Here is a 22,434-nt window from a genome sequence, read left to right on the forward strand (position 1 = left end):
TCCGCTACAGCTCCGGCTTACCCAAACGAGGGGTTGGGGAATCGCCTTTGCCATAACGAGAATCACTGCAGAAATTGGTCTGGACCTCCTCGGCCGGTTTTACCTGCTCACAGGTAGACTTCGGACGAAGATAAGCGGAGGAAATAACACATGGCGGACAACCCCACCAAAGGCCTCGCCGATGTCGTCGCCGCGTCTACAGCGCTGAGCGACATCGACGGCAAAGCCGGTCGCCTCTTCTACCGCGGCTACGACATCCACGATCTAGCCGGCCGCACGAGCTTCGAAGAGACCGCGCACCTGCTTCAGCATGGCACGCTCCCCACGCGTCAGCAGCTGGCCGACTACGGAGCGGAACTGATCCGAGGCCGCGCCCTCGGCGCCCTCGTCGAAGCCAACATCGCCGAGATCGCGGAGAAACAGGCGCCCATGGAGGCGCTCAGGAGCCTGGTCTCCCTGGCCGGCGCCGAGGACGCGGACAAGGACTCCAACGAGTCCGGCGCCAACCGGCGCAAGGCCGCGCGACTGACGGCCCAGCAGCCGATCCTGGTCGCGCGCTACCACGCCGCGCGCACCGGCGGCACCCCGCGCGACCCCGACCCGTCCCTCAGCGTCGCGGCGAACTTCCTGATGCAGATCACGGGCCGGATGCCCGAGCGCACCGAGGTCGACTTCTTCGACGAGTGCCTCGTGCTCCACGCCGACCACACGATGAACGCCTCGACCTTCGCCGCCCGCGTGTGCGCGGCGACGCTGTCGGACATGCACTCGGCGATCGTGGCGGCGATCGGCACCCTGAAGGGCCCGCTGCACGGCGGCGCGAACGAGCAGGTCATGCGCACCCTGGAGAGCATCCCCGCGGACGGCGTGGCGCAGGCCGTACGCGACAAGCTCGCGAGCGGCGAGAAGATCATGGGCTTCGGCCACCGGGTCTACAAGACCGAGGACCCGCGCGCGACTCACCTGCGCAAGATGTCGCGCGAGTTGGCCGAGGCGAGCGGGGACGACACCTACTATCGGATGTCAAAGGAGATGGAGGAGGTCGTCTTCGCGGAGAAGGGGCTGTACCCGAACGTCGACTTCTACGCCGCGACGGTCTACCACTACCTCGGCATTCCGACGGACCTGTTCACCCCGGTCTTCTCCGTCAGCAGGATGTCCGGCTGGACCGCCCACGTGATCGAGCAGCACGCCGACAACCGGCTGATCCGCCCGGACAGCGAGTACATCGGGGAGCGCGACCAGAAGTGGACACCGATTGACGAACGGTAGGGCATGGGGGCCGTACCTGCTGATCCTGGCGGGTGCGGCCGTCGGCCTCGGCGCGATCGCGATGGGCCTGCCCGCGTGGGCGGGCTCATTGATCGTCGCCTGCTCGGTGCTCTTCGGCGCCGTGCTGCGACTGCTGGTGCACGGCGACCGCGAGAGCATGCTCGCCGTGCGTGACAGGCGCTCCGACGCCGTCACGTACGGAGTGCTCGGTGGCGTCATGGCCGTGGTCGCCCTCAGCGTCGCCGTGCAATGGCTCATGGGTAGGCAGTAACCCCCCATGCCCGGTCCGGTAGCCTCAGCCCGCCATTGCGTTCGCAAAACGACCGTTTGGTCAGCCTAGTCGTAAGAAGTTGCAAGAAGGGGAACCCCAAGCATGCCCAAGATCAAGGTAGCGGGTCCCGTCGTCGAACTCGACGGCGACGAGATGACCCGGATCATCTGGAAGTTCATCAAGGACCAGCTGATCCTGCCCTACCTCGACATCGACCTCAGGTACTACGACTTGGGGATCGAGCACCGTGACGCGACCGACGACCAGGTGACGATCGACGCCGCCAACGCCATCAAGGAGCACGGCGTCGGTGTGAAGTGCGCCACCATCACCCCCGACGAGGCCCGGGTGGAGGAGTTCGGCCTCAAGAAGATGTGGCGGTCCCCGAACGGGACGATCCGCAACATCCTCGGTGGCGTCGTCTTCCGTGAGCCGATCATCATGTCGAACGTGCCGAGGCTGGTCCCGGGATGGACCAAGCCCATCGTGATCGGCCGTCACGCCTTCGGCGACCAGTACCGCGCCACCGACATCAAGGTGCCGGGCGAGGGCACGCTGACCCTGACCTTCACCCCGAAGGACGGCTCGGAGCCCATCGAGATCGACGTGTACGACTTCCCCGGCAGCGGCGTCGCCATGGCGATGTACAACGTCGACGAGTCGATCCGCGACTTCGCGCGCGCCTCCATGCGCTACGGCCTCGCCCGCAAGTACCCGGTCTACCTGTCGACCAAGAACACCATCCTGAAGGCCTACGACGGCCGGTTCAAGGACCTCTTCGCCGAGATCTTCGAGAGCGAGTTCAAGGCCGACTTCGAGGCCGCCGGCATCACCTATGAGCACCGTCTCATCGACGACATGGTCGCCGCGGCCATGAAGTGGGAGGGCGGCTATGTCTGGGCGTGCAAGAACTACGACGGCGACGTGCAGTCCGACACGGTCGCTCAGGGCTTCGGCTCGCTCGGCCTGATGACCTCGGTGCTCATGTCCCCCGACGGCCGCACGGTCGAGGCGGAGGCCGCGCACGGCACGGTCACGCGCCACTACCGCGAGCACCAGAAGGGCAACCCGACCTCCACCAACCCGATCGCCTCGATCTTCGCGTGGACCCGGGGCCTCGCCCACCGCGGCAAGCTCGACAACCAGCCCGAGGTGACCGCGTTCGCCGAGACGCTGGAGAAGGTCTGCATCGAGACCGTCGAGGGCGGCCAGATGACCAAGGACCTCGCCCTGATCGTCGGCGGCGACGCCAAGTGGCTGACCACCCAGGACTTCCTGGCGGCCCTGGACGAGAACCTCAAGAAGAAGATGGGCGTCTAGTTGAATCTGGCCTCTACCTGCGGCTTTGCCGTCAGGTAGAGGCCAGTTCGCCTCTCTGGGCCGTCTGTGGGCCTCAGGCCTCGCTCAACCTTCGTCCACCGCCGCGCGCGATCGGCCCATGGCGTGTCGCCCCATACCATCACCTGACACTGGTCAGATGATGCTGTCGGCCCGTCGGTGGCTGAGCACCGCGGCGATCGGAACGGCGACGGCCAGCCCGCTGAGCAGTATCGCGGCCAGCGCTCCCAGGACGGCCGGCGTGTCGCTGAAGGCGATGCCGACGGCGGCCAGGGCGGGCCCCTCGTTGCGCACCGCCGCGACGCCCCCCATGGTGGTACGGCGCACCGGTGATCCGGTGGCCAGCACCGTGCCGACGGCGAAAGCGGCCCCGCCGAGGACGAACCCCGCCAGCAGGGTGCGTGAGCCGACCAGCGCGACGATGTCGTGCCAGTTGCCCAGCAGCATGCCCGCCAGCACGAGCAGGAACGTCACGTTCGACACCGTCTCGGCTGCGGGGTGCCACGATCGCGCCGTGGGGGGCGCGTAGTTGCGCACGATCAGTCCGATGGCGAACGGGATGAGCTGCAAGACGGCCACGGTCCGCACCAGTGCCACGACGTCCAGAGAGATCTCCGTGCCGACCTTGGCCGCGGTGAGGATGGCGTCGGCGGTCAGCCCGAAGGTGATGCTGCCGGCGGCGGCGAGCAGCACCTGCATCGCCGCGCCCGCGACGACGTCTCCTTTTTGCACCATGCCGAGTTTCGCTCCGAATGGTCCACCTGGTGACGAGGCGACCAGTACCAGCGCGATGAACGCCGCTGCGGGCAGGCTGAACAGCGCGGCGATGCCCCATCCCAGCAGCGGGATGACCACCAGGTTGGCCAGCAGCGCCCGCAGCAGCAAAGACGGATTGGTGAAGATCGCGCGCAACGCCGGCAGCGTGGCCGCGAGACCGACGGCGAACATGGTGGCCACGATGAAAACGACGGTGACCGCGTTGAACAGCAGATGCAGCGTGCCCATCACACCTCCACCTGGGCGGCGACCGCAGGCGAGGTGCCGTTGGGTAGCGCCTGCCGTGCCTTCAGCCGTTGAGATCGCCAAGCCAGGCCAGGGCGTTCAGCCCTGGCATGAAGCAGTACTCGCCGCCGCGGGTGACGACGAACTGCGGCAGGCCGCGCAGGCACCGCCGTACCGGCCTGCGGGGGATGGTGAGGTCACCGGAGCCGACGATGGGATCTCGCGCGTCACCAGCGCCGAAGAAGACGCCGTCGTTCATCCACTCGGACTGGACGAACTCGAACTGCCGCCCCAGATGTGCCCCGATGAAGGCGAACATCAGTCCACGGTCGGCCCCGTCGTCATCCAGGGCTCCCTCGGGCAGCGGTGGGCCGTACGCGGTACCGCGCCTGATCATCCGGTGCAGCCTCGGTACGCCGGCCACCGCCGCGTCCCGGGGGTTGCCCCGGCGGATGTGGCAGCCGCCGGGGGTGATGAATCCCGCGGGATCGTCGTGCTGGTACAAGAAGCCGTTGTTGCGGCGGGGGTCGGCGCCGAGGGCGGGGTCGTCGCGGGTCGGGCTGAGCGCCAGCGGCGCGCCGCTGCGCCAGCGTCCCATGATCTTGGCTGCCAGCAGTTCCTCGTCCTCGGGGCCGGTGGCGTTGTCCTGCAGGTAGCGCCGGAAGGCGGCGACGCGCTGGTGGAGTTTGCGGAAGGCCACGTAGGTGCCGTTGCGTCCCAGCACCTCGGGCTGGGGCATCTGGATGCCGCCGAGCTCGTCGCGGTAGCCGAGCACGAACTCCCCGGCCTGGAGCGGCGCCTCCAGCGGGTTGGACCCGGCGATGCCGCTGCCCTCGACGGCCGGGTGGCTTATGCCGTCGCGGTAGCCGAAGGGTTCGGTCTGGGTGGGCAACGCGTGGCAGTTCTGCCGCCAGATCGCCGTGACGCCGGACAGGCCGTGACAGGCAGGGCGGGCGTGATCGATGGCCGCTTCCAACCGGGCGCTGTCAGGCGCCAGCGCCACCAGCACCACGTGGACGTCGGGCGTGCCCAGCGGCGGTTCCCAGTGCTCGGGGCCGCTGTCGCCGACATCGCCCAGCGCTGTGGCCCTGGCGGCCATGCCCTGCCGGAACTCCCAGGCGAAGGTGCCCAGCGCCTCCTGCGGCACTCCCAGCGCCTGCAGGCCGTGATAGGTGAGCGCGACGCTGACCCAGGTTTCGCCCAGGGGGCTTGCCGTCTCGGCGGACGAGGTCACCACCTTGCTCAGGCGCCTCATCAACTCCCGCCCGTGGGTGCGCTCATCGATGCGGAAAAGGATGTAGGTCGCCGCGTAGGGAGTCGGCCGCGGGCTGAGAACTCCGCGCTGGATGTCGTCGAGTTCGAGCGCGACGCGCGCTGGCCTGGTCACCGATACCCGCCTCTCTGGGTGCTACTTGGCCGAGACGATGTTCCTCCAGAAGGCGCGCAGGCTCTCATCGCTGCCGAACAGCGCGCTGAAGAGCGTGGAGTCGGCCAGGAGCACGTCGCCGGCGCGCTGTCCCTCCGGGGGCATCCACAGGAACCTGTTGAACTCGGTGTTGCCCGCCTCTGTGAAGGGGTGCGGCGGCCGGGACATGTCGATCGGCTGCCTGCCCAGCACCTGCACGACGTCCGGGTCATCGGTCGTCACGGCGTAGTGCGGCAGGTGCATGTGGAAGTTGAAGCTGGTCACCCCGTCCAGCCATCCCTTGGCGTCCAGATCCCTGGCGATGGACAACGGGCTGCTGCTGTCGGTTCCCTGCGCCGGCACCGCGGGGCGCAGCCCGTAGCGGTTCCGCACAGGCACGCCGAGCCCGGCCATCAAGCCCCGGACGTACCGGGCGAAGCGTTGCTGACGGGGAACCAAGGGGTCGCCGTGATGGTGGTACTCCATGTCGCGCACCGCCAGGTCGTCGTACGCCCCCACGTCGTGATGCGGGCCCAGGACCAGGCAGGTCCCCTCTCGGGTGAGGAACCGCCGCAGCGCCTCGATCTCCTCGGGCTCGGCGTCCTGCCCGGTGACCATGTGATCCAGCCCGAACACCAGGAGGGTGTCGGTGTCGGCCAGCACCCGCTCGTCCAGCACAGTACGGAACCCGGCGTGATCGACCCGTTGGTACACCGGCACCGGATGTCCTGTGGTCTCCTCGGTGAACCGCTGGAACGGCAGCCAGCCCCGGAAGAACAGCTCCAGCCCTCCGGCGATGCCCTGCTGGAACCGCAGCGGGTCAGACCATTTCGGGTCCTCGTAGGCGGGCCAGGCGACGCGCCGTACCTCGGTCATTGTGGAGAATCGGTTGTCCAGCTCGGCAGGGTTCCTGCCGGCCTCGGCCGGATAGCTCCACGAAACGTAGATGCTCACCCGCCGCCGGCCGGGGGTGTACTCGCGCGGCGCATGGTTCTGGTTGTAGGTGCGCGCGGTCCTGACCTGGTTCGTCTCGCTCATCTCGCCTCCGATCCACAGCGGAGCACGGGCCCGCGGCCCGCTCTCACTGCAGTTGGTCGAGCATCTCCGACAGGGCGCTCTTGATCCTCAGGGCCTTTTTGATCTCGTCGGCGGTGACGTACGGGTACTCCCCGTACTCGATGAAGCTCGGGCACTGGTGCTTACGGACGAACTCGATGAACGCCTCGGGGTTGGTCTTCCAGTCTTCGGGGAACCCTTCGAGGTTCTCGAACGCCGTGTTCACCCCCGCCCTGCCGAACAGGGCGATGGCGTCTTCGGTGTACTTGTCGAAGTCGGTGTCGAAGATGCCCTGGTACATGAAACGCGTGTCGTCATCGAAGAGCACCCAGCGCAGGTAGTGCAGCTTGAGCGGCGCGAGGAGATACGGATCGTCTTCCAGCGCCTTGGCCAGCGTGTACCCATAGCCGCGGATCGTCTCGGCCCGGCCGGGCTTGACCTTCGCGATGATGGTGAACCCGTAGCACGCCGGGGTCCTGGGGAAGATGGGGCCGTGCTTCCCCTGTTCGAGATGGTCGGTCTCCTTGGGGATGACCACCGCCTGTGGCCTGATCTCCATGCCTGTTCCTCCGTCTCCCAGTCAGGAGGGGAACAGGCCAAAGGCCGCCTGACGTGGGAAATTATCCCACACAGCCATCCGCGGCTCTGGGAGGCCAGCGGATCCGGTCAGCTGGAATAGGCGGGAGCGACGGAATTATGCCATGCGACCGGTCGGGCCGGCATGGGAGGTTACGGCGTGGTCTCGGTTCCCGGTAAGACCACCAAGGGGCCGTAAAGTTCTCATGGTCGACACTTGAGGAATCACGGGGACAGGAATGCCGGAGCTCGGGCCGCTCGGACGGGGAGATCCCCGGCAGCTGGGCCCTTTCAGACTCACCGGGCGCATCGGGGAGGGCGGTCAGGGGGTCGTCTACCTCGGTGAGAGCGACGCCGGGGAGAGTGCCGCGGTCAAGTTGCTGCACGTCAAGTTCAGCGGCGACCTGACGGCGAGGTCGCGCTTCGCGCGCGAGCTCAAGGCCGCGGAGCGGGTCGCCTCGTTCTGCACGGCCCGGGTGATCGCCGCCGACCTCGACGGCGACACGCCGTATATCGCCAGCGAGTACATCGAGGGGCCGTCGCTGCGCGAGACCGTCGAGGCCACCGGGCCGTTGTCGGGCAGCAAGCTGGAGCGTCTCGCGGTCGGTACGGCCACGGCGCTCACGGCCATCCACCACGCGGGCATCGTGCACCGCGACTTCAAGCCCGACAACGTGCTGATGGCGGCGGACGGGCCCCGCGTGGTCGACTTCGGCATCGCGCGCATCCTCGACTCCACGGGCACGATCACGAGCAGGGCCGTCGGCACTCCCGCCTACATGGCGCCCGAGCAGATCTCCGGGGGCGAGGTGGGCCCGCCCGCCGACGTGTTCGCGTGGGGCTCGACGGTCGCCTTCGCGGCCACCGGTTCCGCGCCGTTCGGCGGCAACTCCATCGCCGTGGTCCTCAACCGCGTGCTCAACCACGAGGTCGACGTGAGCGGCCTGCCCGAGCCGCTGCGCGGCGTGGTGCGCTCATGCCTGCACAAGTCGCCGGGCGCCAGGCCCTCCGCCGACCAGATCCTGCTCCGCCTGCTCGGCCACGCCGAAGCGGTGGGCGCGTCCACCGCCGTGCTCAGCCAGGGCGCCGAGCTGGCCGGCCGCGAGACGATCGCATCCGCGTGGACGGGCCGGGACGGCACCCACGACGCGGGGCCGGGAGGCTCCGTCGTCCCCCCGGCGCCGGAGGCCGGCGCACCCGCCGAGGAGGCGCCGAGCAGGCGTCCTCGCCGGGGCAGGTGGCTCGCGGCGGCGGTCGCGGTCATGGTGCTCGCGGGCGGCGGCGCCCTCGCCGCCAGGCAGTGGGGGCCGGGCCTGGCGTCCGTCTCCCCTGGTGCGACGCGCCAGGCGAGCACGCCCGGGCGCACCCCCGGCACGCCCCCGGTGTTCTCCTCCGTCGTTGACAAGGCGGCGAGGACGCACAAGCTGACCATCGCCATGCGCGACCTCGTGCCCGGCATCGCCCTCAGCGACGGGGGAGAGTGGCACGGCTTCGAGGTGGAGGTCGGCGCCTACATCGCCAAGCAGCTCGGCGTCCCCCGCAGCGGCATCACCTACCAGGCGTCCAGCATGACCGAGCGGGTGTCCCTCCTGAACTCCGGCGCGGCCGACCTCGTGATCGCGACCTATCCGATCAACGACAACAACCAGGTCACCTTCGCGGGGCCGTACTACACCGCACACGTCGACGTGCTCGTACGGGACGGCGACCCGTACACGAAGGTGGCCGACCTGGAGGGGCACAAGATGTGCTCGCCGGGGTCGAGCATGTCCACCGGCATCGTCCAGGACGCCGTCAAGGTGCGGCTCGTCGCCGCGAACACCTACGCCGACTGCATGAACATGCTGCGCGCGGGAAAGGTGGACGCCGTCCCCGGCGACGACCTGCTGCTGGCCGGGTTCGCCAACCGCGAGAGCATCCGCTACAAGGTGCTGGGCGCCAGGCTGACCGACGAGCGGTACGCCGTCGCGGTCAAGAAGGGCGACAGCAGGACCTGCAAGACGGTGCGCGCCGCCATCGCCCAGATGTACGAGGACGGCACCGTGAAGACGCTGCTCGAGAAGCATTTCGGGAAGGTCGGCTTCGACCCCGAGACGACCAGGCCCGCTCCCGTGAGCTGCGGCTAGGCCGGGTCGGACGGCTCCTCGGCGAAGCCGAGGCCGGGGCCGACTGAGCCGGGGTCGATGGAGGCGGCGGTGTCCCTGGCCCATGCCAGGGTGGTGAGGGCGTTCCTGATGCCGAGGTCGAGGGCGTAGCCGCCGACCGTTCCCCTGTCGGGACAGATCTGTGCCTGCTTGGTCGCACGTAGCGCCTGCAGGTCGTCCAGCCTGGCCTCCACGCCCGCGCTCACCCTGCGCAGGACCGCCAGCGCCTCCGGCGCGTCGAGGAGCGGTAGCAGGAAGGCCTGGAGCGCCCCCTCGTTACGCACGGGCCCGCTCGGCGTGTGCTCGGTCAGCCAGTGGCGCAGCTCGTCGTGCCCCTCGCGGGTGATGGTGTACATCTTGCGCCCGCGCGCGCCCTCGGCCTCGACCGTGATCAGGCCGTCGGCCGCCATCTTGGCCAGCTCGGGATAGATCTGGCTGTGCCCCGCCTGCCAGACGTAGTTGAGCGACGTCTCGAACTTCTTGGTCAGGTCGTATCCGCTGGCCGGCCCGGAGAAGGACAGCAGGCCCAGCAGGGCGATCCGCAGCGACATGGCATCAGCATAACTAAGGATTGACATGTAAGTACAGACATGTCACCTTCTACCTGTCTAAACAGACATGACAATGGATTGAGAGGACAGGGCGATGACGGCGATGACCACGGCTCCGGCCGGCACAGAGCACCAGGAGCGGGGCAACGGCCTGCTGCTGTTCGGCGTGCTCGGCGGGATGTTCCTCGCGATGCTCGACCAGACGATCGTCGGCACCGCCTTACCCCGCATCACCGCGGACTTCGGCGGCGCCGGGCTCTACACCTGGGTCGTCACCGCCTACCTGCTGACCTCGACGGTCACGGTCCCCTTGTACGGCAGGCTGTCGGACGCCTATGGCCGCAAGCCCCTGCTGCTGATCGGCATCGTGGTGTTCCTGGTGGGCTCGGTGCTGTGCGGGCTCGCCCAGAACATGGGCCAGCTCATCGCCTTCCGCGGCGTGCAGGGGCTGGGCGCGGGGGCGCTCCTGCCGCTGTCCCTTGCCCTGATGGCCGACCTGTTCCCGCCGGACAGGAGCGGCAGGGTGCAGGGCGCGATCGGGGCCGTCATGGCCGCGAGCTACATCGCGGGGCCGTTCCTCGGCGGGTTCTTCACCGACCACGCGAGCTGGCGCTGGGCGTTCTTCGTCAACATCCCGATCGGGGCGCTGCTCCTGGCCATCATCGTGCTGCGCCTGCCCCGCGTGCCGGGCACCGGAGGGTCCAGGCCCGACTACCTCGGCATCGCGGTGTTCACCGTGGCGATCAGCTCGCTCCTGCTCGGCCTCACGGAGAAGGGCCTGGACGACCACACCTGGACGAGCGCGCCCGTCATCGGCCCGCTGGTCGCCTCGGCCGTCCTGCTCGCGGTGTTCGTCCTGGTCGAGGCGCGTGCCGAGCAGCCGATCATCCCGCTGCACCTGTTCCGCGACCGCACCTACACGATCGTGAACATCACCTCCTTCTTCACCGCGTCCTGCCTGTTCGCCGGGGCCGTCTTCCTGCCCCGCTATTTCCAGCAGGCGCAGGGCCAGAGCGCCACGTCGTCCGGACTGCACATCTACCCGCTCATGTTCGGCATGGTGGCCGGCAGCGTGCTGACGGGAGCGCTGATCAGCAAGACGCGCCGTTACAAGCCGTGGCTGCTCGCGGCGCCGTTCCTCATCGTGGCCGGCGCGCTGCTGTGCTCCGGGCTGGCCGTGGACACCCCGACCTGGTCGCTGGTGGCCTGGATGGCGCTCATCGGGCTCGGCATCGGCCCGATGCTCTCGGGGCTGACGGTGGCGGTCCAGTACTCCGTGCCGCCCAGTTACATCGGCACGGCCAGCGCGAACCTCACGTTCTTCCGCCAGATCGGCGGCTCGGTGGCCCTGGCGGTCGCCGGCACGGCGTACACCACGGTCGTCCGTGACCAGGCGGCAGGGCACGCGGGCCTGGCCGAGGCGCATGCCGCGGCGGCGGCCACGGTCATCCCCTGGCTCGCGGTGGCGGGCGCGGTGGTCGCCGTCGTGGCCCTGGCCTTCCTGCCCGGCCGCACCGTCCTCGACTTCGGGGCCCGTACGGCTCCGGTCACGGAGTGAGCGGGGGAGCGGAGTGAGCGGGGTGAGCGGGGTGACCGGAACGGGATCCGAGCCGTGACCAACCTTTGCCGTTCGGTGGGATTCGCCTGCATCGGGGGCTGCGTGTCGGGCGGGCGCGGCGAGACCCTCGCGGCGTTCAATTGATCTCGAACGTATGGGGGTCGCACATCAATGGGTCTGTTCTCGGCGGGCATCGCCGCCGGTCTCGTCCTGCTCGTCGTCGCGGGTGCTCCGGCGGTGGTGAACGCGTCAGCGAGACACTCGCCGAGACTGTGGGGAGGGGCGGACCTGTCGGTGAGCCTCACCGCCTCCCCGCGCGTGGCACAGCCGGGGCAGTGGCTGTCCTACGAGGTGAAGGTGCGCAACGCCGGGCCGGGCGACGCCGTGCTGCCCGTGCTCACGATCCGCGTCCCCGACCAGGTGGACGTCATCGCCGTCAACGTCGCCTCGTGCCACCCGGGGACGTCCAAGCACGAGGTGGTCTGCCCCTCCGCGACGGACATCCATGCCGGTGACTCGGGCGCGGTGACGGTGCTCGGCGTGGTCGGTACGGGCGCGCGTGGCCCGCTCCGCGCGACCGCCCGCCTGACGTCGGAGGTGGTCGACGACAACGAGGCCGACAACCACGCCGAAGTGCTGACGAAAGTGGGCGAGGGAGCCGACCTCGCCGTGCGGCTCTCGCCCGCCAAGGGGATCGCCAAGCCGGGACAGCGTTTCACCGTCAGGGCGGCGGTGCGCAACAGCGGGCCGGTGCCCGTGCGCGACGCCCGCGTCTACTTCACCGAGCACGGCGCCCGGTTCCTCTCGGCCAGCGGCGCCCGGTGCGCGAAGCTGCGCGGACAGGTGGGCTGCGCGCTGCGGCCGATAGGGTCGGGCGCGCGCGGGACGCTCAGCCTCGTCTTCCGCATGCCTCGCCGGGGGTCGCGCGAGGTCGACACGGAGGCGACGGTGTACTCCGCGCGCGTCGGCGACCGCCGCCCGGCCAACAACCAGGCGCGCATGCGGGTCTCCCTGCGGCACGGCTAGCCGCCGGCCCTCATCCGGAGTGCGAGGTGCACCGGCCGTGGCCGCGCCCGTCCTCCGGGACCGTGGTGGCGAACACCGCGCCGGCCGCGGCCAGCACGGCGCAGAACACGATGAGACCAGCCAGCGCCACCTTCACCGCAAAAGGTGAGAAGTTTGCAGCTTTTATCACGTATGAGATCTCACCACAGATGACGGAGCGAGATACCTCTTTCGCAGAACGTGATTCGATTTCACAGGTTGCCGGGTCAGCGGGTCAGGGCGGCCCAGGCGTCGGTGACGATCGTGCGCAGGTCGGCGTGCTCGGCCTTCCAGCCGAGCTCGCGCTGGATGCGCTCGGAGGAGGCCACCAGCACCGCGGGGTCGCCCGCCCGGCGCTCGCCGACCACGGTGGGGATCGGGTGACCGGTGACCTCGCGGCAGACCGCGATGACCTCCCGCACCGAGAAGCCCGTGCCGCTGCCCAGGTTGTAGATCTTGTGCGAGCCGGGCCGGCAGGAGTCGAGGGCCAGCAGGTGGGCCCGCGCGAGGTCGGTGACGTGGACGTAGTCGCGCACGCACGTGCCGTCGGGGGTGGGGTAGTCGGTGCCGAAGACGTTCACCGACTCGCGCAGGCCGAGGGCGACCGCGAGGACGTTCGGGATCAGGTGGGTCTCCACGGCGTGGCGCTCGCCGTAGACCTGCCCGCCGGCGGCGGTGAAGGCGCCCGCCACGTTGAAGTAGCGCAGGCTGACCGCTCCGAGGCCGTGCAGGCCGGCGAAGGCGGTGAGCGCGGTGTCGACCGCGAGCTTGGACGCCCCGTACGGGTTGGTGGGGCGGGTGGGGTCGGTCTCGACGATCGGGGTGCCCTCGGGCTCGCCGTACGTCGCCGCGGTGGAGGAGAAGACGATGCGCCGCACGCCGTGCGCCCGCATGGCGTCGAGCAGCGCGAGCGTGCCGCCGAGATTGCTGGACCAGTAGAGCCCGGGCTTCTCCACCGACTCGCCGACGAGCGACCGCGCGGCGAAGTGCAGCACGCCGTCGAACCCCTGCGCGAGGACGCCCCCCGCCTCGGTGACGGAGCCCTCGACGAAGGAAGCGCCCGCCGGAACCGCGTCGGCGTGCCCTGTGGAGAGGTCGTCGAGGACGGTAACCTCGTGACCGGTCTCGATGAGCTGTGCGGCCACGGCGCTTCCGATATAACCGGCGCCCCCGGTTACCAGCAGCTTCACTTTTCCCCACCCATCCGTGCGATCTTGTTTGATCGTGTGCGGTTTTGTACGGCCAGTGCCCAGCTTACGCGCCGCTGGACGACGGCGAGATAAAGCGCAGCCGGTACGCTGACCAGATCATCATGTGAGCCTTATTCGAACGGACATCGATCGACGTGCACAACGTCGCGGCGAACATCGTCCTCGTCCTCGTCTTCGTCCTGATCGGCGGGTTCTTCGCGGCCGCCGAGATGGCCATGGTCTCCCTGCGCGAGAGCCAGGTCCGCAAGCTGGCGGAGGAGGGCAGGCGCGGCTCACGCGTGGCCAAGCTGGCCCGCGACCCGAACCGCTTCCTTTCCGCCGTGCAGATCGGGATGACCGTCGCGACCGTGCTGTCGGCCGCGGTCGGAGCCGACACCCTGGCGGGCCAGCTTGAGCCGCTCATCGCCAAGTCCTGGGTGCCCGCCGGAGCCGTACGGCCGCTGTCGCTCGTGGTGGTGACGCTCGCGATCTCCTACGTCACCCTGGTGCTCGGCGAGCTGGCGCCAAAGCGGCTCGCCAGGCAGCGGGCCGAAGGCCTCTCGCTGCTGGTCGCGCCCTTCCTCGACCGGCTGGCCTCGCTGTCGCGGCCGGTGATCTGGGTGCTGTCCAAGTCGACCGACGGCGTGGTGCGGCTCCTCGGGGGCAACCCCCACGCCGACCGCGCCGCGATGACCACCGAGGAGCTCAGGGACATGGTCGTCGGCCACCAGGAGCTCACCAAGGACGAGCGGGACCTGATCGACGAGGTGTTCACGGCCGGTAAGCGCCATCTCAGGGAGGTGATGCTGCCGCGCACCGAGGTGGAGTTCATGTCCGCCGACACGCCCCTGGCCGAGGCGGCGATCCTGGCCGCGGCGATGCCCCACTCGCGGTTCCCCGTGTACCGGGACTCCTACGACAACATCGTGGGGTTCGTCCACGTGCGTGATCTTCTCGACCCCGTGCTCACCGGCAGCATCGAGCCGATCAGCGAGCTGGTGCCCATCAGGCCGGTCAAGCTGCTGCCCGCCACCAAGCGGGTGCTCCCCACGCTGACCGAGATGCGCGACGACGGCCAGCACCTCGCCATCGTCGTCGACGAGTACGGCGGCACGGCGGGCATCGTGACCATGGAGGACCTGGTCGAGCAGCTCACCGGCGACATCCGCGACGAGTACGACGCCGCCGGGCAGCCGGTGCGGCTGGTGGCGGGCGAGATCGAGATCGAGGGCCTGATCAACCTCGACGACTTCGAGAGCGAGACCGGCATCCGGCTGGAGCAGGGCCCGTACGAGACGCTCGGCGGGTTCGTCATGGCCGCGCTCGGGCACCTTCCCGAGACGGGGGAGAGGGTCGAGCGGCCCGCCTGCTCGCTGATCGTCACCGAGATGGACGGCCGCAGGGTGGGCCGGGTGCGCGTGATCAGGAAAGTCGTGCCCCCCGACTCCGATGACGCCCCGGAGTCCTGAGGAGGAGTCGCAGACCACCCTGGAGTCCTGACAGAATTGTTTGCTATGGCCAGACCTCGTGTTCTCTCCGGCATCCAGCCCACCGCTGACTCGTTCCACCTGGGCAACTACCTCGGTGCCGTCCGCCAGTGGGTCGACATGCAGGAGACGCACGACGCCTTCTACTTCATCGCCGACCTGCACGCGATCACGGTGAACCCCTCGGCCTCCGAGCTGCGCCGCCGCACCCGCGTCTCCGCCGCCCAGCTCTTCGGCGCCGGCATCGACCCCGAGCGCAGCACGCTGTTCGTGCAGAGCCACATCCGCGAGCACAGCGAGCTCGCCTGGATCCTGATCTGCAACACCGGCATGGGCGAGGCCGCCCGCATGACGCAGTTCAAGGACAAGGCGGCGAGGTACGGCGAGAGCTCGGCCGGCGTGGGCCTGTTCACCTACCCGATCCTCCAGGCGGCCGACATCCTGATGTACCAGGCCGACCAGGTGCCGGTGGGCGCCGACCAGAAGCAGCACCTGGAGCTCACCCGCGACCTCGCCCAGCGGTTCAACAGCCGCTACGGCCAGACCTTCAACGTGCCCGCGCCGTACATCCTCAAGGAGGTCGAGAAGATCGCCGACCTTCAGGATCCCCTGGCGAAGATGTCCAAGTCGTCCTCCAGCCCCCAGGGCCTGCTGGAGGTGCTCGAGGAGCCGGGCCCGCTGCGCAAGAAGGTCATGCGCGCGGTGACCGACACCGGCTCCGAGGTCGTCGCCGACCCCGAGAACAAGCCCGGCGTCACCAACCTCCTGCGCATCCAGTCGGTCATCACCGGCACGCCGATCCCCGACCTGGAGGCGCGCTACGCGGGTCTCGGCTACGGCGCGTTCAAGAAGGACGTCGCCGAGGTCATCGTGGACGCCTTCGCGCCGATCCGCGAGCGCACCGAGAAGCTCCTGTCCGACGAGGCCGAGCTCGACCGGCTGCTCGCGGTCGGCGCGCGGCGGGCCGGCGAGATTGCCCGCGAGACCATGGAGGCCGTCCGCGACCGCGTCGGGTTCGTCCCGAGGGGCTGAGCCTCCCCGGAGGCGGCGCCCGGCCATGGCGCGGCCTCCGGTCCACGAGCGGGGTGGCGCCGAGATACCTCTGAGGTGACCATTCTCTGTCCGCATACCGTACGTCTCCTGGGTAGGTGGGCAGGATGGGAAGTGCGTGGGCCTCGTTCCTTCGGAGGGTCGAGGCGGTCAAGGCGTGGGGCAGGGCCAGAACCGAGTACTACCGCGTCCGCTGGCCCTGGGTCGACCACCTGATCCGCACCGTCCACCGCTACCAGAGCCAGCGGGGCGACCGGCTGGCGGGCGCCGTCACCTACTTCGCGTTCCTGTCGTTCTTCCCGCTGATAGCGCTGGCCTTCGCCCTGTTCGGCTACGTGGTGGCGCTCAACCCGCACGCGCTGGAGACCCTCGAAGCCGCCATCAACCAGCAGCTTCCCGGCCTGGCCGGCCAGCTGCACATCGACCAGCTCTCCCAGGCCCGCACGAGTGCGGGGATCATCGGACTGCTGGGCCTGCTGTACGCCGGCGTCGGCGCCGTGGACGCACTGCGGGACGCGCTGCACGACATCTGCGTGAGCTGCGAACCCCCGGTGAACTGGTTCGTCGCCAAGCTGCGCGACCTGGTGGCGCTCGTGTTCATCGGGCTCACCATGGTGATCTCGGTGGTGGCCGGCGGCGTCGCCGTCCAGGCCACCGGCACGATCATGGGATGGCTCAGGCTGGGCGGCTCGGTCGTCGCCGCGACCCTGCTGCCCCTGGCCGGGGTGCTGATCGGCGTCGCGGCCGACATGCTGGTGTTCCTGATCATCCTCGCCTGGCTGGCCAAGGTGGGCAAGCCGCTCAGAACCCTCCTCAAGGGCGCGCTGCTCGGGGCCGTCGGGTTCGGCGTGCTCAAGCAGCTCGCCACCCTGCTGCTGTCCCACACGCTGAGCAACCCCATCTACGGCGCGTTCGCCGTGGTCGTGGGCCTGCTGGTCTGGCTCAACCTCTCGGCGCGCTGGGTGCTGTACGTGGCGGCGTGGACCTCCACCGCCGACGGCGCGCCGCCGCCCGAGCCCACGCCCATGCCCACCAGCGATTACGACTAGCCGCTGCCCGGCGTCACACCTCTGTGGGCTCGCGGCGCGGCTCGGGCCGCGAGCGGCGCCGCACGCCGTACACGACCCAGGCCACGCCGCCGAGCAGGCCCACGGCCACCACCCCGGCGCCGATGCCGACCAGCGCCGAGTCCTGCGCCGCGACGACGGGCTTGGCGGGGGCGGGGGCCGCCGCCGGAGGACCGCCGACGGGCTTGGTGGGCTTCGCCTTGGGGACGACCGGCCCGACCAGCGCTCCGACCGGCGTCACGTGGCCCCTGGCCGTGAAACCCCAGTCGAGCAGCTCCTTGACCTCCTCCCAGAACGAGCCCTCGTGGCGCATCACCGAGACGATGATCGTGTGCCCGTCCCGCTTGGCGGCCCCGACGAAGCTGCCGAGCGCCTTGGTCGTCCAGCCGTTCTTGACGCCGAGCATCCCGGGGTACTTGCCGAGGAGCTTGTTGTGGTTGGCCATCTGGTAGTGCTTGCCCTCGGGCGCGGGGAAGTCGGCGAGCTTGGTGCCGACGTACTCGCGGAAGTCGGAGTTCGCCAGCCCGGCCCGCGCGATCAGCGCCAGGTCGTACGCCGAGCTGCTCTGGCCCGGCTCGTCCAGGCCGTTCGGCGTCTTGGCCACGGTGTCGAGGGCCTGGAGCCGCTTGGCCTCGGCGTTCATGTCGGTGAGGGTGCGCGCGACTCCGCCGTTGGTCTCGGCGAGCGCCACGGCGGCGTCGTTGCCCGAGACCATCATCAGCGCGCGGAACAGGTCGTCGACCTTGTAGATCTTGTGCTGGGTCAGGCCCACGGCGCTTCCCTCGACGTTGCACGCCTCGGCGCTGGGCTTGATGACTTTGTTCTTGTTCAGGCGGGGGATGAGCGTGACGGCTGTGAGGATCTTGAGCGTGCTGGCGGGAAGGTAGCGGCCGTGCGGGTCCTTGGCGGCGAGCACCTCGCCGGTGTCCGCGTCGGCGACCACGAAGGCGGAGGCTTCGGACTTGGGCAGCGCCTTGGCCGCCGAGTCGACCACGACGCCGCGCCGTCCCAGCAGCATTCCGCCGATGGGCGTGGTGTCGTCGGTCGCGGCGCGCGCCTGAGCAGGGGTGACCAACGTGAGTCCCCCGGCGAGCGCGAGTGCGCTGAGTGCTGTTACGTGCTTCATCCCCATAGAGAAGTCAGCGTAGCTTTGTCGCTTTTCAGATGGGGCAAGACACGACAAAGATCGTGAAGGTGCTGGTCAGTAACCAGGGCGGTAGGATGGAAGAGGTGATGATGACACGACGCGTCGCCGGGTTCCTCCTGGCCCTGGCCGCCTTCATGGTCTTCGAGTGGATCAACCTCGGGTTCAACCTCGCCGACGGGCACCCCACGGCCTTCTATGTGGTGCACGGCATCCTGATCGCGGTCAATCTGATCCTCGCCCTGGCGATCGGGGCCATCGGCTGGCGTGCGTGGCGCGCTGCCCCGCGTGACGCCCGCATATAAGCCCCTCTTCGCGGGCAGAGATGGTAAACGACCGTTTTGCGGTTGACCATGCATGTGTGGGGGCCATCTCCGGTTTGGCGCCGATGCCGGGAAACCTGTAAGTCGGCGCGAACTGGGGTGACCGCAGGGTTGGCCGATTTCGCTAGGCGGCGGAAACTCGGCCTGAGACCAATGCCCATGGAGGCGTGCCGTGACAATTGAGTTCAATCCTTCGCGCGGCCCGACGCTGGGCGTCGAATGGGAACTCCAGCTTGTCGACACGCACACCCGCCGGCTCCGCCAGGACGCGCGCCAGGTCCTGGAGGCCATCCCCGAGCTGAGTGAGAGCCCGCGCCCGAAGGTCATGCACGAGCTGATGCAGTCGCAGCTCGAAGTGATCACCGACGTGTGCCACACGGCGTCCGAGGCCGTGAAGGACCTCAAGACGACCATCGACCACGTCCGCCAGGTGGTCGAGACGCGGGGCATGGCCCTGGCCTGCACGGGGACGCACGCCATCAGCGACTGGCGCGAGGCGGTCTACGCACCCGTCCAGCGGTACACCGAGCTGGTCGAGGAGATGCAGTGGCTGGCATGGCGGATCCAAACATTTGGCGTACATGTCCACGTGGGGGTACGGGAAAGGGATAAAGTCATCCCCATCGTCAACGCACTTGCGGCCTACCTGCCTCATTTCCTCGCGCTGACGGCCTCCAGCCCGTACTGGGGCGGGCAAGACACCGGACTCGCCTCCAGTCGGGCCATCGTTTTTGGCGCGCTGCCTACGGCCGGACCGCCGCACATGCTGGCGGACTGGGCCGAGTTCGAGGAGTACATGGACACCCTGAAGCGGGCGGGGACCATCAAAAGCATCAAAGAGGTGTGGTGGGATATCCGGCCGCATCCTGACTTCGGCACGATTGAGATTCGAATGTTCGACGGTATACCGACCCTGAGAGAGGTCGGGATGGTGACGGCGTTGTCGCAGTGTCTGGTGCAGCAGTTCGATCAGCAGCTCGACCGCGGGTACCGGCTGCCGCATCCCGCCCCCTGGGTCGTTCGCGACAACAAGTGGCGCGCCACCCGATACGGGCTGGACGCGGTCGTGATCACCGACGACCACGGCTCGACCGCGCCCATGAGAGACATGCTGTACGAGCTGACGCACGAGCTGGCGCCGGTGGCCGAGCGACTCGGCTGTCCCGACGAGCTCGCGACCATCGCCGACGTGGTGGAGCAGGGCAACTCCTGCGAGCGCCAGCGCGCGATCCTTTCCGGAGGCGGCACCCTCGACGACGTCGTGGACGCGACGATCGTCGAGCTCGCGGAGGACCGCTTCGTCACCACCAACTCGAGGACGTCGAACGGGGCGATCGGTCATGCCGGCACGTGATCTACGGGGGGAACTCGACGCGTTCCTGAACGTCAACAACGAGTCCCTCATCGACTTCCGGCGCGACCTGCACGCACACCCCGAGCTCGGGTTCGTGGAGCACCGCACCACCGAGCGCATCGCCGCGCGGCTCTCCGAGGCCGGGCTCGTGCCGACACCGCTGCCGCGCGGCACCGGCCTGATCTGCGACATCGGCAGCGGCGACGGCCCCACCGTCGCGCTGCGCGCCGACATCGACGCGCTGCCGCTCCAGGACGAGAAGGAAGTCCCCTACCGCTCGACCATCACGGGCGTCTGCCACGCCTGCGGGCACGACGTGCACACGTCCATCGTCCTCGGCACGGGCCTGTTCCTCGCCGAGCAGGCTGCGGCCGGCCTGCTGCCCGGCCGGGTGCGCCTGATCTTCCAGCCCGCCGAGGAGGTCATGCCCGGCGGAGCGCTGAAGGTGCTGGAGGCCGGGGGCATCAACGGCGTCGACCGCATCTTCGGCCTGCACTGCGACCCAAGGGTCGAGGTCGGCAGGCTCGGCCTGCGCGTCGGTCCCATCACCGGGGCCTGTGACAAGGTCAGCGTCCGCGTCGCGGGGCCGGGCGGCCACACCGCCCGCCCGCACCTCACCGCCGACCTGGTCTTCGCGCTTGCCAAGATCGTCACTGAGCTGCCCGCCGCGCTGAGCAGGCGGGTCGACCCCCGCTCCTCGCTGTCGCTGGTGTGGGGCCGGGTCCAGGCGGGCTCGGTCGCCAACGCCATCCCCGACGACGGCCTGGCCGAGGGCACGATCCGCTGCCTGGACGAGCAGGCCTGGCACGAGGCGCCCGACCTGTTCAAGTCGCTGCTCGACTCGGTCGCGATCGCCTACGGTGTGGAGGCCGAGATGAACTACATCCGCGGCGTCCCGCCGACCATCAACGAGGTGACCAGCGTCCAGATGCTGCGGGACGCGGCCGGCCAGGTGCTCGGCCCCGACGCCACCGTTCCCACCCCGCAGTCCCTCGGCGGCGAGGACTTCGGGTGGTACCTGGAGTCGGTTCCCGGAGCGTACGCGAGGCTCGGCGTGCGCGCGCCGGGGGAGACCCGGCAGATCGACATCCACCAGGGCACATTCGACGTGGACGAGAGCTGCATCGGCGTCGGCGTAAGCGTGATGGCGGCCACGGCGCTCACCGCGCTTTGGGAAGGGCACCGCACCTCCGCCGACCAGGATGCCGTCCAGCCGGTCACGGCCTGAGAGAGCTCCGCCGTACGGCGGGGGCGCCCGAAATGGCGTCCCCGCCGTCCCGTCTCACGGTTTCGCAGGTCACAGGGCGGCGTGAGCTGCATAACGGACCTATTTCGGAGCCGGGCGCCGGTTTGGCCAACACCGGTCAAACAACTATCTTCCGTGCAGGGTTGCCGTGCGTTCCTTCGCGCGTGCACACAAGTTGGACGGCGAAGATACACGGGAGGAGTCACCTTGCTCCGCACTCACGCAAGCAAGCTGGCAGCCACGACCGCGATGGGGGCCATGCTCATGGCCGTCGCGGCATGTGGAGGCAGTAGTACTTCGGACACCGAGACGGCGGCGCCCGCCGCGTCGGACGCCTCCTCGGCGGCGGCGCCGACCGGCGCCAAGGTCGGCCTCGCGTACGACATCGGCGGCCGTGGTGACCAGTCGTTCAACGACGCCGCCGCGGTGGGCCTGGACAAGGCGAAGACCGAGCTCAAGCTGGCCGACACCAAGGAGCTCTCGGCCAACCCGGGCGAGACCGGCGCCCAGAAGGAGCAGCGGCTCCGCCTGCTCGCCCAGGGTGGCTACAACCCGGTCATCGCGGTCGGCTTCGCCTACTCCGAGGCGACCAAGAAGGTCGCGGCCGAGTTCCCCGACACCAAGTTCGCGATCGTCGACGACGGGGCCGAGGGCCCGAACATCTCCAACCTGGTGTTCGCCGAGAACGAGGGCTCGTTCCTGGTGGGCGCCGCAGCCGCCCTGAAGACGAAGAAGGACCACATCGGCTTCGTCGGCGGCGTGCAGGTGCCGCTGATCAAGAAGTTCGAGGTGGGCTTCACCAGGGGCGCCCAGTCGGTCAAGCCGGACATCAAGATCGACGTCAAGTACCTCACCCAGCCGCCGGACTTCGCCGGCTTCAACGATCCGGCCAAGGGCAAGACCGCGGCCCAGGGCATGTACGACGCGGGCGCCGACATCGTCTACCAGGCGGCGGGCGGCTCGGGCGGCGGCGTCTTCGAGGCGGCCAAGGCGGCGAAGGCCTTCGCCATCGGCGTCGACTCCGACCAGGCGCTCACGGCCGACGCGGGCGTGCGTGACGTCATCCTCACCTCCATGCTCAAGAAGGTCGACGTCGCGGTGTTCGACTTCCTGAAGAGCTTCGCCGACGGAACGGTCAAGGCCGGTCCGACGACCTACGACCTCAAGGCGGGCGGCGTCGACTTCTCCACCACCGGTGGCCAGGTCGACGACATCAAGAACAAGATCGACGAGTACAAGACGAAGATCATCGACGGCGAGATCAAGGTTCCCGCCGAATAATCGTGGTTCCAGGGGGTCCGGAGGCAGTTTCACCGGGCCCCCTGGACTACTGTCAGTTCACCCGCTTCGCCCACG

At 69.1% G+C, this 22,434-nt stretch carries 21 protein-coding genes; 13 read left to right on the plus strand and 8 right to left on the minus strand.

Features of this window, described 5'->3' with window-relative positions; genetic code table 11:
• Nucleotides 1–150: 150 nt before the first annotated feature.
• From ACOZ38_RS06080 to ACOZ38_RS06090, 3 genes are all read left to right on the plus strand, one after another.
• Nucleotides 151–1,272 carry a citrate/2-methylcitrate synthase gene (locus ACOZ38_RS06080; protein WP_424529147.1) on the plus strand — a complete coding sequence of 374 codons (1,122 nt, stop codon included), beginning with the start codon at nt 151–153 and terminating at the stop codon, nt 1,270–1,272.
• Nucleotides 1,259–1,543 (plus strand): DUF3017 domain-containing protein, encoded by a 285-nt coding sequence (locus ACOZ38_RS06085; RefSeq protein ID WP_405144721.1) that lies wholly within the window; start codon nt 1,259–1,261, stop codon nt 1,541–1,543. Before ACOZ38_RS06080 ends, ACOZ38_RS06085 begins: the two co-directional genes overlap by 14 nt.
• Nucleotides 1,544–1,645: 102 nt before the next feature.
• Nucleotides 1,646–2,863 (plus strand): NADP-dependent isocitrate dehydrogenase, encoded by a 1,218-nt coding sequence (locus ACOZ38_RS06090; protein ID WP_424529148.1) that lies wholly within the window; start codon nt 1,646–1,648, stop codon nt 2,861–2,863.
• A 153-nt stretch (nt 2,864–3,016) separates the two neighbouring features.
• On the opposite strand, the gene ACOZ38_RS06095 is transcribed toward ACOZ38_RS06090, so the two are convergent.
• The 4 genes from ACOZ38_RS06095 to ACOZ38_RS06110 form a co-directional block, all read right to left on the minus strand.
• Nucleotides 3,017–3,886, minus strand: a complete 870-nt coding sequence (locus tag ACOZ38_RS06095; RefSeq protein ID WP_424529149.1) for a bile acid:sodium symporter family protein — start codon at nt 3,884–3,886, stop codon at nt 3,017–3,019.
• A 61-nt stretch (nt 3,887–3,947) separates the two neighbouring features.
• On the minus strand, nt 3,948–5,270 hold the full coding sequence (locus ACOZ38_RS06100) for a Dyp-type peroxidase (protein ID WP_424529150.1): 1,323 nt from the start codon (nt 5,268–5,270) through the stop codon (nt 3,948–3,950).
• Nucleotides 5,271–5,291: 21 nt separating this feature from the next.
• Complete coding sequence (locus ACOZ38_RS06105) at nt 5,292–6,326, minus strand: hypothetical protein (RefSeq protein ID WP_424529151.1); 1,035 nt, start codon at nt 6,324–6,326, stop codon at nt 5,292–5,294.
• A gap of 43 nt (nt 6,327–6,369) precedes the next feature.
• A complete protein-coding gene (locus tag ACOZ38_RS06110; RefSeq protein WP_424529152.1) occupies nt 6,370–6,903 on the minus strand; it encodes a hypothetical protein in 534 nt (177 codons plus the stop codon).
• A 256-nt stretch (nt 6,904–7,159) separates the two neighbouring features.
• Between ACOZ38_RS06110 and ACOZ38_RS06115 the strand changes: the two genes are divergently transcribed.
• Complete coding sequence (locus tag ACOZ38_RS06115) at nt 7,160–9,046, plus strand: serine/threonine-protein kinase (RefSeq protein ID WP_424529153.1); 1,887 nt, start codon at nt 7,160–7,162, stop codon at nt 9,044–9,046.
• Here ACOZ38_RS06115 and ACOZ38_RS06120 read toward each other — a convergent pair.
• Nucleotides 9,043–9,615, minus strand: a complete 573-nt coding sequence (locus tag ACOZ38_RS06120) for a PadR family transcriptional regulator (RefSeq protein WP_424529154.1) — start codon at nt 9,613–9,615, stop codon at nt 9,043–9,045. The genes ACOZ38_RS06115 and ACOZ38_RS06120 overlap by 4 nt on opposite strands.
• 94 nt (nt 9,616–9,709) lie before the next feature.
• Between ACOZ38_RS06120 and ACOZ38_RS06125 the strand changes: the two genes are divergently transcribed.
• Nucleotides 9,710–11,173, plus strand: a complete 1,464-nt coding sequence (locus ACOZ38_RS06125) for an MDR family MFS transporter (protein ID WP_424529155.1) — start codon at nt 9,710–9,712, stop codon at nt 11,171–11,173.
• A 171-nt stretch (nt 11,174–11,344) separates the two neighbouring features.
• Complete coding sequence (locus ACOZ38_RS06130) at nt 11,345–12,199, plus strand: hypothetical protein (RefSeq protein ID WP_424529156.1); 855 nt, start codon at nt 11,345–11,347, stop codon at nt 12,197–12,199.
• A gap of 10 nt (nt 12,200–12,209) precedes the next feature.
• On the opposite strand, the gene ACOZ38_RS06135 is transcribed toward ACOZ38_RS06130, so the two are convergent.
• Both ACOZ38_RS06135 and galE read right to left on the minus strand, forming a co-directional pair.
• A complete protein-coding gene (locus ACOZ38_RS06135; protein ID WP_405144738.1) occupies nt 12,210–12,335 on the minus strand; it encodes a hypothetical protein in 126 nt (41 codons plus the stop codon).
• A 109-nt stretch (nt 12,336–12,444) separates the two neighbouring features.
• Nucleotides 12,445–13,407, minus strand: coding sequence for a UDP-glucose 4-epimerase GalE (gene galE / locus ACOZ38_RS06140; protein ID WP_424529157.1), 963 nt, complete (start codon nt 13,405–13,407; stop codon nt 12,445–12,447).
• 155 nt (nt 13,408–13,562) lie between these two features.
• Between galE and ACOZ38_RS06145 the strand changes: the two genes are divergently transcribed.
• The 3 genes from ACOZ38_RS06145 to ACOZ38_RS06155 all read left to right on the plus strand — a co-directional run bounded on the left by ACOZ38_RS06145 (nt 13,563) and on the right by ACOZ38_RS06155 (nt 16,993).
• A complete protein-coding gene (locus tag ACOZ38_RS06145) occupies nt 13,563–14,876 on the plus strand; it encodes a hemolysin family protein (RefSeq protein WP_424529158.1) in 1,314 nt (437 codons plus the stop codon).
• A 45-nt stretch (nt 14,877–14,921) separates the two neighbouring features.
• Nucleotides 14,922–15,926, plus strand: a complete 1,005-nt coding sequence (gene trpS / locus ACOZ38_RS06150) for a tryptophan--tRNA ligase (protein ID WP_424529159.1) — start codon at nt 14,922–14,924, stop codon at nt 15,924–15,926.
• 125 nt (nt 15,927–16,051) lie between these two features.
• Nucleotides 16,052–16,993 (plus strand): YihY/virulence factor BrkB family protein, encoded by a 942-nt coding sequence (locus ACOZ38_RS06155; protein ID WP_424529160.1) that lies wholly within the window; start codon nt 16,052–16,054, stop codon nt 16,991–16,993.
• 13 nt (nt 16,994–17,006) lie between these two features.
• Here the strand turns inward: ACOZ38_RS06155 and ACOZ38_RS06160 are convergent, their stop codons facing one another.
• Nucleotides 17,007–18,137 (minus strand): D-alanyl-D-alanine carboxypeptidase family protein, encoded by a 1,131-nt coding sequence (locus tag ACOZ38_RS06160; RefSeq protein ID WP_424529161.1) that lies wholly within the window; start codon nt 18,135–18,137, stop codon nt 17,007–17,009.
• Between the two features lie 107 nt (nt 18,138–18,244).
• Here ACOZ38_RS06160 and ACOZ38_RS06165 point away from each other — a divergent pair, with 107 nt between their 5' ends.
• The 4 genes from ACOZ38_RS06165 (at nt 18,245) to ACOZ38_RS06180 (ending at nt 22,359) form a co-directional block, all read left to right on the plus strand.
• Nucleotides 18,245–18,460: an SCO4848 family membrane protein gene (locus ACOZ38_RS06165; protein WP_405144745.1), complete on the plus strand. Its 216-nt coding sequence runs from the start codon at nt 18,245–18,247 to the stop codon at nt 18,458–18,460.
• A gap of 190 nt (nt 18,461–18,650) precedes the next feature.
• A complete protein-coding gene (locus tag ACOZ38_RS06170) occupies nt 18,651–19,832 on the plus strand; it encodes a glutamate--cysteine ligase (RefSeq protein ID WP_424529162.1) in 1,182 nt (393 codons plus the stop codon).
• Entirely contained in the window at nt 19,819–21,060 is a 1,242-nt protein-coding gene (locus tag ACOZ38_RS06175; RefSeq protein WP_424529163.1) for an amidohydrolase, read from the plus strand. Before ACOZ38_RS06170 ends, ACOZ38_RS06175 begins: the two co-directional genes overlap by 14 nt.
• Nucleotides 21,061–21,285: 225 nt before the next feature.
• Nucleotides 21,286–22,359, plus strand: a complete 1,074-nt coding sequence (locus ACOZ38_RS06180) for a BMP family lipoprotein (protein ID WP_424529164.1) — start codon at nt 21,286–21,288, stop codon at nt 22,357–22,359.
• Nucleotides 22,360–22,434: the final 75 nt, after the last annotated feature.

It is taken from the genome of Sphaerisporangium viridialbum (genome assembly GCF_049674955.1).
Classification (GTDB): Bacteria; Actinomycetota; Actinomycetes; order Streptosporangiales; family Streptosporangiaceae; genus Sphaerisporangium; species Sphaerisporangium viridialbum.